Raw genomic sequence first — 14589 nt, forward strand, 5'->3', positions numbered from 1 at the left:
TGCGGCTTAATTTCCAAAGGAATAAAACGCGCCTGATTGGTATCCGGGTCAATAAAACTACCCGTTCCCAATTGACTGGCTGGAATTGAAGTATCTATGCTGCGCAGATCGCCTCCTTGCACCACAAAAGGCTCTGGCTGGCGCACAACTCGGTGAAACATCACCCCGTCGTAAATGCCGCGTTCAACTAAGTCAACAAAATTTCCTCCAGTAATCGGGGCATTAGTGCCGTCTACTTCGATCGTAACGGGTTGACCGTTAATTACCTGGACTACTCTAACTTTGCCTGTTAACGGGAGTGCAGCGCTCATAGGTAAATTGCTATTTGAGTGAGTGATATTGGGGTTTCAGAAGCAATCGGCGAATTGCCCCTACCCATTTAATCAGAAAACTGTAAACTTGTCTTAAGTACAGTTCTACTTCTAAATTTATGATGTCTCGCCGCAAGTTTTTTAGCACTTTATTGGCAATTTGTCTAGTTTTTCTAAGTTTCAATTTTGCCACACCTGCATTTGCCCTCGGTGGCAAGCTTCCGACGGTGAATGAAGCCGCACCGGATTTTAGTTTGCCAACAAACAGCGGCGACGGACAAGTCTCCCTCTCCGATTATCGCGGTAAGTGGCTGGTAGTCTATTTCTATCCGAAAGACTTTACATCGGGATGTACGATCGAAGCACGGAGATTTCAGGAAGACTTGCCGAAATACTTGGCCAAGAATACTCAAATTCTCGGCATTAGCGCTGATGATGTCAACTCTCACGCGGAATTTTGCGATTCCGAAGGTTTGAAGTTTCCGCTGTTAGCTGATACTGATGGTAAAGTGAGTAAAGCTTACGGTTCTTGGATGAGTTTTATCTCGGCGCGGCACAGTTTTATTATTGACCCTGAAGGCATTTTGCGGGAAACTTTTGTGAAGATTAATCCGGCGATTCATTCTAAAGAAGTGTTGGCTCGTTTGGGGGAATTACAGGCTAACGGGTAATACGATTTTAGATTTTAGATTTTAGATTTGAATAACTGGCAATGACTGATGAAGCTTGTGTTTGTAGTGAGGACTAAAATCCTCTAAAAATGCAGATAATTTTAGTCTTAACTACAAACGTTACCAGATTAATTTTACGGGAAATGATGGCTGGTAACGTAACAAGCAATATCACAGTAAATCTAAAATCTAAAATCGCCTGTCTTGCCATACTCAATGAGAATTAACATTGCTATTGATTGCAACAGAATCGGAAGAAGATTCAGGCTGTGACAATTTTCTATTTCTGCTAGCAAGGCGGCGTTCCGGGTCAATTCCCTCGAAGGTTGGCGGCAACCAAACTCGGACTACCAACAGCACTCCCAAAACCAGCAAAAATGCGCCTGTTGATAATATTTGAACCCAGGGAGTTTCTAGCACTCCCCGCACGATAACTTCTCGCAAAACTGATACAATACAAACTTCCACAGCCACCCCTATCGAAACGCGCTGCTCTTGCAAGTAAATAATTAGCAGCCGAAATAATTCCACCAAAACCAATAAAAATAGAATGTCGGCAGTCACTTCCTGAAAATTCAAAGGAGGCAGCAGCGAGAAAAACATTTCTCGCAGTTCGAGTACCATGAAACAGAACAAACCAATACACAAAGAAATTACAATTAAATCTTGAACAGTTTCCAGAGCGGTGACTATTAGTTTTAGATTCAACCATTGGGGGGGCTGATTAATCTGGTTATTTGAACGGTTTTGCATAGACGGCTCCTCCAATCTGTTTGACTTGTTTACAGCTTAAGTTAAAGTGAGCTTATCTTTGACAAAAAATCCGTTTAATTTATTTATAACTCTTATAAAAATTCCCTCTGTTGACAATTTCCCACAAACTTTTATTTACCGCGCTGGCGGGTTGACATTTTGCCAAACTTTGTGCTATTTAAAACCTGCTATTAGTAGATTTGACTGGTGAAAAGCAGAACTCAAAATCCTAAAATGCTGCAACTGCTATAAAATAGGAAAATTGTAAAGAATTATTTACCACAGCTTGATAAACTCAAGCTAGTGACTTTCGGCTTTAATCATAAAAAAGCCACCAAGTCAACCGAAAAACCCAAAGTAATCCAGAGAGGATTGAACACCATGGCATTTGAACTCGCACCATTACCCTTCGCCGCTGACGCCCTAGAACCAGCTCATATGTCGGCTAACACGTTTTCGTTCCACCACGACAAGCACCACGCTGCTTACGTGACCAATCTGAATAAACTGATTGAAGGGACTGAAATGGCGAGCAAATCCCTTGAAGAAATTGTCAAGGAATCTGCTAAAGACCCATCCAAAGCAGGCATTTTCAACAATGCAGGTCAAGTTTGGAACCACAATTTCTTTTGGAATTCCCTCAAACCGGGCGGCGGCGGCACTCCGACAGGAGCTTTAGCTGACAAAATCAACGCCGACTTCGGCAGCTTCGACAAATTCAAAGAAGAATTCAAGACTGCTGCGACAACTCAGTTCGGAAGCGGCTGGGCTTGGCTAGTTTTAGACAACGGTACTTTGAAAGTTACCAAAACTGCTAACGCTGACACCCCGGTAGCACACGGCCAAACTCCGTTGCTGACTTTGGATGTGTGGGAACACGCTTATTATTTGGATTTCCAAAACCGCCGTCCCGACTACATTACTAATTTCTTGGATAATTTGGCTAACTGGGATTTCGCAGCAGCAAATTTGGCTGCGGCTTAGTAGCATCTTAGTTTGAGGACTTTCGTCCTCATATCATGTCCGATCGATTAACCATAATATCCCGGTCGGGGCGGGTTTTTGAGATTGTCCATTGTTGGCAGGTATTGTTGGTGAACCCGCCCCTACAAAAATCGCGGTCGCTCGACCGGACATGATATCACTACAAACCGATAAAGTTTGTAGTGAGGACTAAAGTTGTGATGAATGAGAATTATATTAATTCCGGTTGCACCGTCCGTGATTGTTGGCTGTTGACTGTTGACGGGCGGGTCAAAAAACTGAAAAGGGCGCGAATTATTTGTTGGCTGCTTGATTCGACTCGATCGCGACGATGAAGCGCGGATTTGATATCATTCCGGCGAAGCCGGAATTGATATTATTATTTTTTAACCAAACTTGCTATTAGCAAACAAAAACAGCTTTCAACATTCCTTCGCCTCGGTCTGGTTGGAGTTCAAATCCTAGTTTTTTACAGAGGCTCTGCATCTTGTAGTTGCTATTGAGAATGTAGCCGACGATCGCCTCTAATTTCTCTTCCTGACCAATTTGCAGCAGCCGCCTCAATAATTCTGTTCCCAAACCGCGCTGCTGATAGCTATCGCTAACGATCAGGGCAAATTCGGCTTGGTTTGTGCCGTGGAGTTTGCTCAGACGCGCTACTCCCAAAATCCGGTGTTCTGAGGTTTCCGGGTCAAGACGATCGGCTACTAACACCATTTCGCGATCGTAGTCAATAAAACAAATCCGGGTCAAACGTTCGTGAGCGATGCGGTGCTTTAACTTTACCATGTGAGCGTAGCGCAAATACACGCTCTCTTCCGAAAGTTCTTGGTGGAACAGCACCATCAGCGGCTCATCTTCTGGGCGAATCGGACGGATGGTGAGGGGACGATCGCCCTCCGTTGACCATTTTTGAACGTATTGCGTAGGATAGGGACGAATCGCCGGTGAAATAGCGTTTTCCGTTGTTTGGAGAACAACGCGGGCATCAAGAGCGATCGCACCTTCAGGAGAAACCAACAGCGGATTAATATCAATCTCGGCAATTTGAGGTTGCTCTACAATCAGTTGACTGAAACGAACTAATAACTGTTCGAGTTGTACCAGGTCAATGGCCGATCGACCGCGCACTCCTTGCAAAGCTTTATAGATGCGCGTTTGCTCCATCATCCGCCGCGCTAGGGTGGTATTTAAAGGGGGAAGTGCGAGCGATCGATCTTGAAAGACTTCCACTAATTGTCCGCCGGAACCAAACAGCATCACCGGCCCAAATTGTGGGTCAATACTGCTACCTAAAATTAGTTCGTAGCCTTCCAAATGCACCATCGGCTGCACGGTTACGCCGAGAAACGCTGCAGGATCGAGATCCCGTACCCGCTGAGCGATCGCCTCAAAGGCACTAATTACAGCGTTAGCATCGCCTAAATTTAGTTTTACGCCCCCCACATCGGTTTTGTGAGTAATCGTCTCAGAATGAAGTTTTAGCACCACTGGATAACCCAGGCGATCGGCAATTTCCACAGCTTCGGCCGCACTTGCTGCAATTTCTGTCGCTACGGTGGGAATGCCGTAAGCTGCCAGCAACTGTTTTGATTCGTACTCGGTTAATAGAGTGCGATTGTTTTGGCCCGCGGCAGTCAAAATCTTCGCAGCAGTCGCACAGCCGGAAGTATCGAGTTCGCAATCAGCGGGGAGAGATGGCGTTTCGTAGATCGCGCGCAGGTTGTATGTGTACCGCCACATATAGTTGAATAACCTGACGGCGGTATCGGGATAAGGGAAAGTCGGAATATTTGCCTGATTGAGAATTTGCGTTCCCGCTGACACTTCCACACCGCCCATCCAGCTTGCTAATAAGGGCTTTCCGAGTTGGCTGTAAGACTTGAGTTTTTCTGCGGTTTGCGTGGGATTTGTCATCGCTTGTGGCGTTAGGATGACCAGCAATCCGTCACTATTGGGATCGGGAGCGACAACTTCTAGAGTTTTGGCGTAAAGATCGCTACTAGCATCGCCCAAAATATCGATCGGGTTGTGATGACTCCACTGAGGCGGCAAAAACTCATCAAGCTGCTGCACCGTCTCCGGTGCCAGATCTGCCAGCGCACCGCCGTCGCTAATTAAGGCATCAGTGGCAATCGCCCCCGGGCCTCCTGCATTGGTGACGATCGACAGGCGGTTGCCCTGCGGTCGCGGTTGCTTGGCCAGAATTTCTGCCATGTCGAACAAATCGGAAATCGTATGTACCCGCAACGCGCCGCAGCGGCGGAAAGCAGCGTTAAGCACGTCATCGCTACCGGTCAAAGCTCCCGTATGGGAAGCGGCGGCTTGGGCGGCGGCGGCGGTACGTCCTACCTTGAGAACGATGATCGGTTTGTCGATCGCCACTGGGCGGGCGGCGGACAGGAACGAACGAGCATCACCCATTGATTCCATGTACAAAACGATACTGTGAGTATGTGGATCGTCCCCGAAATACTCGATCAGATCGCCCCAACCGACATCGAGCATAGAGCCGATCGACACAAAAGCGCTAAAACCGACATTTTCTCCCAAACTCCAGTCTAGGATCGAAGTACAGAGGGCGCCGCTTTGACTGATGAAGGCGACATTACCCGGACGGGCGATCGTACCTGCAAAAGTAGCATTGAGCCCGAGCACAGGATTCATCACACCGAGGCAATTTGGGCCGATAATCCGCATTCCGCCCCGACGCGCCTCGGCCATAACTTGCTGTTCTAAAGCCTCCCCAGCCGCACCAATCTCTTTAAAGCCAGCAGAAACAATAATTGCTCCTTTTACCCCAGCAGCGATACATTCGCGGATCACTTGCGGCACCCCAGCAGCAGGCGTAGCAATCACCGCCAGATCCACTACCTCCGGGACGCTAGCAATGTCAGGATAAGACTTGAGTCCCAACACGCTGTGGCGCTGCGGGTTCACCGGAAAAACTGTGCCGCCAAACGGATTCCGAATCAAGTTCCACAGGAGAGTTCGTCCGACGCTGCCTTCTCTCTCTGTTGCGCCGATTACAGCCACGGACTGAGGCCGAAAAATCCGATCGAGCGGATGACGCTGTTCTTTCCAAATATCGTGAGCCGGATCGCTCGCAGTGCTTTGATTTCTTGAATTTATCTGCATAATACCCTACTTCAATTAATCAGCAATTAATATTGCTCTGCTTTCGACAACTACCGCATCCAATCCGAACTCTTTTTCTACTTGTTTTCTGCTTTTTATTCAGCTTCTTCGGCTGTTCGCGGTTTCTGAAAAAAAAATCTCATTGCGCGTTTCCGACCCACCCGCCCTTAAACAACATTTCGGTTGTCAAAGTGTTAGTTCGGGAACCAATTTGGTCAGAGCTTCCTTAACAATTCAAGAGGATGTTCTGCCTACTATCTATCTTAATTCTTTCCACGGAATTAACAAGTCAACTTTTGTAACAAATAGCGAACCGGGTAGTTAAAATATTGAAATTAAATATATAGTAGATGTAGTGGTCGAAGAAAAAAAGATCGATCGCTAACAAAAAATTGAGGTGAAAGCAAGCTATGTTTGCAGAATGGCACGGCTTTACTGAAGGCAACTGGACAAACGAAGTCAACGTTAGAGACTTCATCCAAAAGAATTACACCCCCTACGAAGGGAATGCAGAATTTCTCACAGCACCAACCGAAAAGACTCAGCAGCTTTGGCAGAAAGTCCTGGAATTAATGAAGCAAGAGCGCGAAAAAGGTGTATTGGATGTTGATACAAAAGTTCCCACATCTATCACGGCTCATGCAGCAGGATACATCGATCGCGACTTAGAACAAATAGTAGGTTTGCAAACAGATAGACCTTTGAAACGCGCGATTATGCCCTTTGGCGGAATTCGCGTGGTCAAGGCCGGTTTAGAAGCTTACGGTTATCAGCTCGATCCACAAACTGAAGAAATATTTACGAAATATCGCAAAACTCATAACGATGGTGTATTCGATGCTTACACGCGCTCGATGCGTCTGGCGAGACGTTCTGGTATTATCACAGGTTTGCCCGATGCCTACGGACGCGGGCGGATCATCGGTGACTACCGGCGCGTTGCTTTGTACGGTGTCGATCGCCTGATTGATGATAAAAAAACACAGCAAGAATCGCTCGAACTAGAGGCGATGGACGAGGCAACAATTCGCTTGCGCGAAGAGTTATCCGAGCAAATTCGGGCATTGTTTGAGTTAAAAGAAATGGCTGCTAGCTACGGCTTTGATATTGGCCGTCCGGCGGCAAACGCACGAGAAGCAGTCCAGTGGGTGTATTTTGGCTACTTGGGAGCAGTGAAAGAACAAAACGGGGCAGCGATGTCTCTCGGCCGCGTATCGACGTTTTTAGACATTTATTTCGAGCGCGATTTGCAAAGCGGCGCGAGTTCTGAACAAGAATTGCAAGAACTGATCGACCATTTTGTCATGAAACTCCGCATGGTGCGGTTTTTGCGAACTCCCGACTATAACGCTCTGTTTTCAGGCGATCCAACTTGGGTAACAGAGGCGATCGGCGGTATCAGCGATGACGGTAGAACATTGGTAACTCGCAACAGTTTCCGATTCTTGCACACTCTCTCAAACCTCGGTACTGCACCAGAACCAAATCTCACCGTTTTGTGGTCGGAAAACTTGCCGGAAAACTTCAAACAATTCTGTGCGAAGGTATCCAGCGACACGAGTTCGATTCAGTACGAAAACGACGACTTGATGCGTCCTCAATACGGCGATGATTACGCGATCGCCTGTTGCGTCTCCGCGATGCGAATTGGCAAGCAAATGCAGTTTTTCGGCGCGCGAGTTAACTTGGCTAAGACTTTGCTCTATGCGATTAACGGCGGTAAAGATGAGAAGTCCGGCGACCAAATCGCGCCGCAGTTCCCACCGATTACTACCGAATATCTCGATTATGAAGAGGTAAGAGCGCGGTTCACGGAAATGATGGCGTGGTTGGCAAAAACGTATATCAATACGTTGAATGTCATTCACTATATGCACGACAAATACTGCTACGAACGCCTGGAAATGGCATTGCACGATCGCGATGTTTACCGGACAATGGCCTGCGGAATTGCCGGACTGTCCGTGGTGGGGGACTCGCTATCGGCGATTAAACACGCGAAAGTTAAGGTGATTCGCAACGAGCAAGGTTTGGCAGTGGATTACTCGATCGAAGGAGAATATCCAAAATACGGCAATAATGACGATCGCGTAGACAGTCTGGCGATCGACCTCGTGCAAAGCTTCATGAACGAAATTCGCCAGCACAAAACCTACCGCGGTGCTGTAGCGACTCAATCGGTACTCACAATTACTTCTAACGTAGTGTACGGCAAAAAAACTGGTAGCACTCCCGACGGACGTAAAGCAGGCGAACCCTTTGCTCCCGGTGCTAACCCGATGCACGGCCGAGATTCCTGTGGGGCGATCGCATCCTTATCTTCTGTAGCAAAACTGCCTTACAGCGATTGTCAAGATGGCATATCGAATACTTTTTCGATTCTACCGCAGGCCTTGGGCAGAATGGAGAGCGATCGAACTAATAACCTAGTTAGTCTGTTAGACGGTTACTTCCACGATGGCGGCCATCACGTCAATGTTAACGCGCTCGATCGGCAAACATTACTCGATGCGATGGAACATCCAGAAAACTATCCCCAGCTAACAATTCGCGTCTCCGGTTATGCGGTTAATTTCATCAAACTTACCCGCGAACAGCAATTAGATGTGATTAAACGCACATTCCACGAACGGGTATAGCTTCGACTTCCCTCAGCTACCAACCTAAACGGTATCTGAGCAAAGCCCAAACTCAAACTTCGACTTCGCTCCGTTAACGATTTAACCGCTGGCTGAGCGGAATCGAAGCCCAAACTAAAACTTTAACTTGACGGCTGCCCGAGCACAGTTGAAGCCAAGCAAAATTCAAAACCAAATCAATGTCTGGAATTGGTCGCATTCACTCAATCGAAACATTTGGTACCGTAGACGGCCCCGGAATCCGGTTTATCGTCTTCACCCAAGGCTGTCCGTTACGCTGTCTTTACTGTCACAATCCCGACTGCCACAATTCCCACGATGGTAAAGAAGTAACCGTTGATTATTTAATCGATCAAATTACAAAATGTAAATCCTACCTGCGGAAAGGAGGCGTTACAGTCAGCGGCGGCGAACCGTTGATGCAGCCGGATTTTGTCAGAGAAATCTTTACCCGCTGTCATCAAATAGGTTTGCATACAGCCCTAGACACATCAGGATTCTGTCTTTTAGAAGTTGCTAAACCGGTTCTGGAAATGACCGATCTGGTTTTATTGGACATCAAATCCTACATTCCCGAACTGTATTACAAAGTCACCAACGTTTCCATCGAACCGACTTTAGCAATGGCTAAATATCTCAGCGAAATTGGCAAACCGACCTGGATTCGATTCGTTCTAGTTCCTCACCTCACAGATGCCATCGAAAACGTAGAAAAACTAGCGGATTTTATTGCCAATCTCAACAATGTGGAAAAAGTAGAAGTATTACCATTTCATAAAATGGGAGAATACAAATGGGAACAATTAAAACTGGATTACGAACTCAAGGATACACCTCCAGCTTCACCGGAACTCGTGCAACAAACAGTTGATATTTTTCGCAGTCGCGGGGTCAATGCGATCGGAGCTAGCGGTATATAATAATTAAAAGACCGCGTTCACAACTCACCAACAATCTTGAAATTATCTGCGTTGATCTGCGGGTTCCCCACCAATCAAAGATTGAGGCAATAATTTTCCCGAAATAAACATCAGGAAAAACAACATGAAAGTTACCAATTTAGAAGAATTAGAAGTCTTAATTCAAAAAGTAAAAGCAGCCCAAGCTGAATTTGCAACCTACACTCAAGAACAAGTCGATCGCATATTCAAGCAAGCAGCTTTAGCCGCTAATGCCGCCCGCATTCCCCTAGCCAAAGCAGCAGTCAAAGAATCGGGAATGGGAGTCATCGAAGATAAAGCAATCAAAAATCATTTTGCCTCAGAAATGATTTACAACAAATACAAAAACGACAAGACTTGCGGTATCATCGAGTCCGATCGGCATTTTGGCTACGAACGCATTGCCGAACCCGTGGGAGTGCTGGCGGGAATCGTTCCTGTAACTAACCCGACTTCCACCACCATCTTCAAGTCTTTAATCGTGCTCAAGACTAGAAATGGCATTATATTTTCTCCCCATCCCCGCGCCAAATCCTGCACGGCTGCGGCGGCAAAAATCATCCTCGATGCTGCTGTAGCAGCAGGAGCACCACCGGATATTATTGGGTGGATTGATGAGCCAACTGTGCCGCTTTCCCAAGCTTTGATGCAGCACCCCGATATCAAACTAATTTTGGCAACTGGCGGCCCGGGAATGGTAAAAGCTGCCTACTCTTCAGGGCATCCATCCCTCGGTGTCGGCGCAGGAAATACTCCCGCCATCATCGATGAAACCGCCCACATCCAAATGGCTGTCAGCTCAATTTTGCTCAGCAAAACTTTCGACAACGGCACGATTTGTGCTTCGGAACAATCGGTGGTTGTTGTGGATGAGGTGTACGATGCAGTGCAACTGGAATTTATCAAGCGCGGTGCTTATTTCCTCAATGCTGAAGAACGGGAAAAAGTGCGGCAGGTAATCTTAATTGATGGGCGATTGAATGCCGAAATAGTCGGACAATCGGTGCAAAAGGTGGCGCAGATTGCGGGTTTTACAGTGCCGTCAAACATCAGGGTTTTGATTGGAGAAGTTGATGCGGTTGGTAAAGAAGAACCCTTTGCTTGTGAAAAACTTTCGCCGATTCTCGCCATGTATCGCGCCAAGGACTTTACTGAAGCAGTAGACAAAGCTGAATCGCTGATTATTTTTGGCGGACACGGACATACTTCTGTACTCTACACTGCTCCCCACAATCAGAAGCACATTCGTTATTTTGAAAGCAAACTAGAGACTTCGCGGGTGCTGATTAATACGCCTTCTTCTCAAGGTGCGATCGGCGATTTGTACAATTTCCGCCTCGATCCATCCCTTACCCTCGGTTGCGGTAGCTGGGGCGATAATTCGATTTCTGTCAACGTGACACCCCATCACCTGCTGAATATCAAAACCGTAGCAGAAAGGCGCGAGAATATGCTCTGGTTCCGCATTCCTCCCAAGATTTATTTTAAGTCGGGCTGTCTTCCTGTAGCTTTGAGGGATCTTGCAGGTAAGAAACGTGCTTTGATCGTGACGGATCAACCTTTGTTTGAATTGGGATTGACTAAGGAAGTCACAGATAGTTTGGAAGAAATCGGCATCGATCACTACACATTTTACGATGTGGAACCCGATCCTTCGCTGGCTACTGTTCGCAAAGGTTTAGAAATCTGCAATAGTTTCCATCCAGATGCGATTATTGCCTTTGGTGGTGGCTCGCCGATGGATGCTGCTAAAGTAATGTGGCTGATGTACGAGCATCCCGAAATTGAGTTTGAAGGATTGGCGATGCGGTTTATGGATATTCGCAAGCGGGTATACGAACTGCCACCTTTGGGATCGAAGGCAATTATGGTGGCAATTCCAACTACTTCGGGAACGGGTTCGGAAGTCACGCCTTTTGCGGTTGTTACGGATGAACGATCGGGGATTAAGTATCCGCTTGCAGATTATGCTCTGACTCCGAGTATGGCGATCGTCGATCCAGAACTTACGCTGAATATGCCCCGGAAACTGACTGCTTACGGCGGCATTGATGCGCTAACCCACGCTTTAGAAGCTTATGTTTCTGTTTTGGCTTCTGAGTATACAAATGGTTTGGCTTTAGAAGCGATTCGTTTGCTGTTTAAATACCTGCCCAGCGCTTACAAAAATGGTGCTAACGATCCGAAAGCGCGGGAGAAAGTACATTATGCTGCTACGATCGCCGGGATGGCATTTGCCAACTCTTTTCTGGGGGTTTGTCACTCAGTGGCTCACCAATTAGGTGCAACTTGCCACGTCCCTCACGGTTTAGCGAATGCGCTGATGATTTCCCACGTAATTCGCTACAATGCAACGGATGTTCCTTTCAAACAAGCGATTTTTTCTCAAAACAAGTATCCTAACAGCAAGTGGCGTTATGCTCGAATTGCGGACTATCTGAATTTGGGCGGCGATACAGAAGATGAAAAAGTTGAGAAGTTGATCGCAGCGGTGGAAGATCTGAAGCGTGAGGTAGATCTTCCTAGCACGATTCAGGAGGCTCTTGCCAGTCAGGGAATGAGTGATGATTTCTTTTTTGCTCGCGTTGAGGAAATGGCCGATCGTGCTTTTGACGATCAGTGTACCGGAGCTAACCCCCGCTATCCGCTGATTGAAGATTTAAAGCAACTTCTGCTGCAAGCGTATTCGGACGGCGGGGACACTTCTGAGGTCGATCGAGTGTTAACTTTAGTTTAATCGGCGCGGTGCAATAGATTTCTCCAGAAAAGCCTGTCAATGGGGGGCAGGATTCCTAACCTCTACTCCCCACAGTTTCTGGAGAAATCTAACGCAGGGCCCGGTGGTGAAAATAAACCCCGAAGCGGATCAAAATACCAAGTAGGGGTTGAAAAATTGTGAAATTGTGTTATGATGTTAGAGGTAACTATTTTACGAATTCTGTAGTTTCAGTGGCTGTTCGCACGATGACCTCTTCACCAACCATATCACCCGTTCGATCGAGTCAAGTTACCCGCAAACCTTATCCCAACTATCGGGTAATAGTTCTTAACGACGATTTCAACACATTTCAGCACGTTGTGGAATGTTTGACGAAATACATTCCGGGGATGACGAGCGATCGAGCTTGGAAACTCGCCAACCAAATCCACCACGAAGGCCAAGCCACCGTCTGGGTTGGCCCGCAAGAGCAAGCAGAACTTTATCATATGCAATTGAGCCGTGCGGGACTGACAATGGCTCCGCTAGAGTCTATTTGAAAAGTGTCTAGAGGGCCGAAAGTTCGATCGATTTTCGGTAATTAATCTGAAATTGAACGGAGATTGGGATTTAAGAGGCGATCGTAATTTTGCCCCTCATCCCCGCTTCCGTATGTCCGGCTACCGTACAGCGCAGGTTGTAGGTTCCCGATTTCATTGGTACAAACACCCATTCTGCCATAGCGCCCGGTTTAAGTTCCAATTCGTGAATCGCTCCTTTAATTTCCACCTTACCCGCTTCAACTTTTTGAGTCCAACTCGCATCAGCAAAGTTTTTGGCAGTAAAATAATGTTTCTGCGAACTGGGATTTTTTAGCACTAATTTATAGCGCTTGCCAGATTCAAATTCTAGCAGATTGGGAAAAAACTTAAGTTCCCCAGCTTCGTTACCCAAACTAACAGTAATTTCGGTGACAGGTTGGCGAGACAAATCACCCCCAGCACTAGCAATTGCCGCCGGCATCAAGATTGTGCTCAAACATAAAATTACTCCCAAAATCATCTTGAAAGTTTTTTGTAACCGCTGGCTGCGGTAGAATTTGCCTAATTGCCAACCGAGTAAATTGATCATGGCTGTTCAGACTAATGTTAACTATTAAGCTGTCGCGCATTTAAATTGTATATTGAGGGCGGGCGGGACGCCCACCCCACAAGACTTTAATTTTTTTTACATACAATTTAAAGACCCAACAGCTTAACTGACTAATGACTAATGACTTAATTCGATCGCCAAACTTCATCCCAAGGCCCGCCCCCAACTTCCAAACCCGATAAAGAACTTTGAGCCTCTAAGATAATTCTAGAACGCTGCTTGCCATTTTTTTCCACATTTCCCCCCAACAACTCTCGCAGTTGCAAGCGCAATTCGCCGTGCGTCGTATCCCGGCAGCAAAAAGCCATGCCTTTTTCTGTAGGAGTTCGCACATAAGTACCAGGACTATTTGTAGTGCCAATCAACTCAACTTCAAATTGGCTGTTTCTAGCCTGCATTTTCCAGCTTCCCCAAGGTTCAATATTCCAAGTAACTTGCGAATTCCAAGGCACAAATTCGTAAAATTTGCCTCGGTAATGCAGACAAATCATTGCTACCGATTCCATCCACCACAGCACGCCCCGCTTGCCGCCGCCAGCAGTTAAAGCTAAATCCTTTTCGCCTTGAAAACAATTGCAATTAATCCAAAACCACTTTTGCGGAAAAGCACCGCCCCAGTTTTTTTCGCTGTAAGCGGGAGCATCTTTAAATTCGTAGCGTTGGTCGTTCCAATCAATCCAGCCCGTGGCTAAACCGTGAGCCATTAAAATTTGCCATCCAGGCTCAAATATGGGTAAAAAAGATAGCATTCCCGCCGTAGATTTCTGGATTTCCTCAGAGTTTCCCCAGCCATAAATAGGTTGAATTTCGTACTGCCAAAAACAGTGCCTGCCGCTTCCCGGATCGTGCAGATAACCTTGATTCACAGTAGCAGTAGCTTGATAACCTTCTTCGACGCGGCTGTCGAATACTTGCGGCTCTAAATATTGGGGTTTAATTTGTAAATCTGTTTTGCCCCAATGTCCGAAACCTAAGCTTTCTCGGTGCGCCCAAAACTTATTTACATCGGGAAAAGTACGACACAAATAGCTATCTTTCGGGCCGAGAATTTGAGCTGCACCGCCACTGTAAGGTTGACCGCCTCTGGGGTCTTCGATGGAATACATGAATGCAAAGGATTGTCCGTGAATCGGTAAGGTTATTCGGTAGTACCAGCCTTCAAAAAAGCGCCGGGAACTGCCGTCCCAGTGGTAGCCGCTGTGGGGAGTTTCAATATTTTTGAGTTTTGAGAGTGAATTTGACATAAAATTACCACTAGCATGACAGGGAATTCACGGATAACTGTTTCTTCCTTCTTCCTTC

At 46.7% G+C, this 14589-nt stretch carries 11 protein-coding genes; 6 read left to right on the forward strand and 5 right to left on the reverse strand.

All coding sequences use genetic code 11. From position 1 onward, the window contains the following. Nucleotides 1-311, reverse strand: a 311-nt coding sequence (locus tag QUB77_RS18440; RefSeq protein ID WP_333175732.1) for a peptidylprolyl isomerase, incomplete at its 3' end; no start/stop codon positions are given. A gap of 119 nt (nucleotides 312-430) precedes the next feature. Here QUB77_RS18440 and QUB77_RS18445 point away from each other — a divergent pair. Further along, nucleotides 431-982: a peroxiredoxin gene (locus QUB77_RS18445; RefSeq protein ID WP_333175734.1), complete on the forward strand. Its 552-nt coding sequence runs from the start codon at nucleotides 431-433 to the stop codon at nucleotides 980-982. A 213-nt stretch (nucleotides 983-1195) separates the two neighbouring features. Here the strand turns inward: QUB77_RS18445 and QUB77_RS18450 are convergent, their stop codons facing one another. After that, a complete protein-coding gene (locus QUB77_RS18450; RefSeq protein WP_333175736.1) occupies nucleotides 1196-1735 on the reverse strand; it encodes a phosphate-starvation-inducible PsiE family protein in 540 nt (179 codons plus the stop codon). Between the two features lie 381 nt (nucleotides 1736-2116). Between QUB77_RS18450 and QUB77_RS18455 the strand changes: the two genes are divergently transcribed. Then, nucleotides 2117-2719 carry a superoxide dismutase gene (locus QUB77_RS18455; protein WP_015178829.1) on the forward strand — a complete coding sequence of 201 codons (603 nt, stop codon included), beginning with the start codon at nucleotides 2117-2119 and terminating at the stop codon, nucleotides 2717-2719. A gap of 402 nt (nucleotides 2720-3121) precedes the next feature. Here the strand turns inward: QUB77_RS18455 and QUB77_RS18460 are convergent, their stop codons facing one another. Continuing rightward, nucleotides 3122-5857 carry a bifunctional acetate--CoA ligase family protein/GNAT family N-acetyltransferase gene (locus QUB77_RS18460; RefSeq protein WP_333175738.1) on the reverse strand — a complete coding sequence of 912 codons (2736 nt, stop codon included), beginning with the start codon at nucleotides 5855-5857 and terminating at the stop codon, nucleotides 3122-3124. 410 nt (nucleotides 5858-6267) lie between these two features. Between QUB77_RS18460 and pflB the strand changes: the two genes are divergently transcribed. From pflB to clpS, 4 genes are all read left to right on the forward strand, one after another. Continuing rightward, a complete protein-coding gene (gene pflB, locus QUB77_RS18465; RefSeq protein ID WP_333175740.1) occupies nucleotides 6268-8496 on the forward strand; it encodes a formate C-acetyltransferase in 2229 nt (742 codons plus the stop codon). Between the two features lie 179 nt (nucleotides 8497-8675). Continuing rightward, nucleotides 8676-9416, forward strand: a complete 741-nt coding sequence (pflA, locus tag QUB77_RS18470; RefSeq protein WP_333175742.1) for a pyruvate formate-lyase-activating protein — start codon at nucleotides 8676-8678, stop codon at nucleotides 9414-9416. Between the two features lie 124 nt (nucleotides 9417-9540). Beyond that, nucleotides 9541-12174, forward strand: coding sequence for a bifunctional acetaldehyde-CoA/alcohol dehydrogenase (adhE, locus tag QUB77_RS18475; RefSeq protein ID WP_333175744.1), 2634 nt, complete (start codon nucleotides 9541-9543; stop codon nucleotides 12172-12174). Nucleotides 12175-12401: 227 nt separating this feature from the next. Beyond that, entirely contained in the window at nucleotides 12402-12695 is a 294-nt protein-coding gene (clpS, locus tag QUB77_RS18480; protein ID WP_333175888.1) for an ATP-dependent Clp protease adapter ClpS, read from the forward strand. A gap of 70 nt (nucleotides 12696-12765) precedes the next feature. Here the strand turns inward: clpS and QUB77_RS18485 are convergent, their stop codons facing one another. Beyond that, the gene (locus QUB77_RS18485; RefSeq protein ID WP_333175746.1) at nucleotides 12766-13266 is read right to left on the reverse strand and encodes a plastocyanin/azurin family copper-binding protein; all 501 of its coding nucleotides are present in this window, start codon (nucleotides 13264-13266) and stop codon (nucleotides 12766-12768) included. A 146-nt stretch (nucleotides 13267-13412) separates the two neighbouring features. Continuing rightward, entirely contained in the window at nucleotides 13413-14531 is a 1119-nt protein-coding gene (locus tag QUB77_RS18490) for a tocopherol cyclase family protein (RefSeq protein WP_333175748.1), read from the reverse strand. Between the last annotated feature and the right edge of the window lie 58 nt (nucleotides 14532-14589).

Origin of the sequence: Microcoleus sp. AT9b-C3 (genome assembly GCF_036705485.1) — a bacterium.
GTDB lineage: Bacteria > Cyanobacteriota > Cyanobacteriia > Cyanobacteriales > Microcoleaceae > Microcoleus.

Excerpts from the sequence above, each read along its gene's own strand:
- QUB77_RS18445 (WP_333175734.1), top strand. The coding sequence starts at position 431 with ATGATGTCTCGCCGCAAGTTTTTTAGCACTTTATTGGCAATTTGTCTA.
- QUB77_RS18450 (WP_333175736.1), bottom strand. The coding sequence starts at position 1,735 with ATGCAAAACCGTTCAAATAACCAGATTAATCAGCCCCCCCAATGGTTG.
- QUB77_RS18455 (WP_015178829.1), top strand. The coding sequence starts at position 2,117 with ATGGCATTTGAACTCGCACCATTACCCTTCGCCGCTGACGCCCTAGAA.
- QUB77_RS18460 (WP_333175738.1), bottom strand. The coding sequence starts at position 5,857 with ATGCAGATAAATTCAAGAAATCAAAGCACTGCGAGCGATCCGGCTCAC.
- pflB (WP_333175740.1), top strand. The coding sequence starts at position 6,268 with ATGTTTGCAGAATGGCACGGCTTTACTGAAGGCAACTGGACAAACGAA.
- pflA (WP_333175742.1), top strand. The coding sequence starts at position 8,676 with ATGTCTGGAATTGGTCGCATTCACTCAATCGAAACATTTGGTACCGTA.
- adhE (WP_333175744.1), top strand. The coding sequence starts at position 9,541 with ATGAAAGTTACCAATTTAGAAGAATTAGAAGTCTTAATTCAAAAAGTA.
- clpS (WP_333175888.1), top strand. The coding sequence starts at position 12,402 with ATGACCTCTTCACCAACCATATCACCCGTTCGATCGAGTCAAGTTACC.
- QUB77_RS18485 (WP_333175746.1), bottom strand. The coding sequence starts at position 13,266 with ATGATCAATTTACTCGGTTGGCAATTAGGCAAATTCTACCGCAGCCAG.
- QUB77_RS18490 (WP_333175748.1), bottom strand. The coding sequence starts at position 14,531 with ATGTCAAATTCACTCTCAAAACTCAAAAATATTGAAACTCCCCACAGC.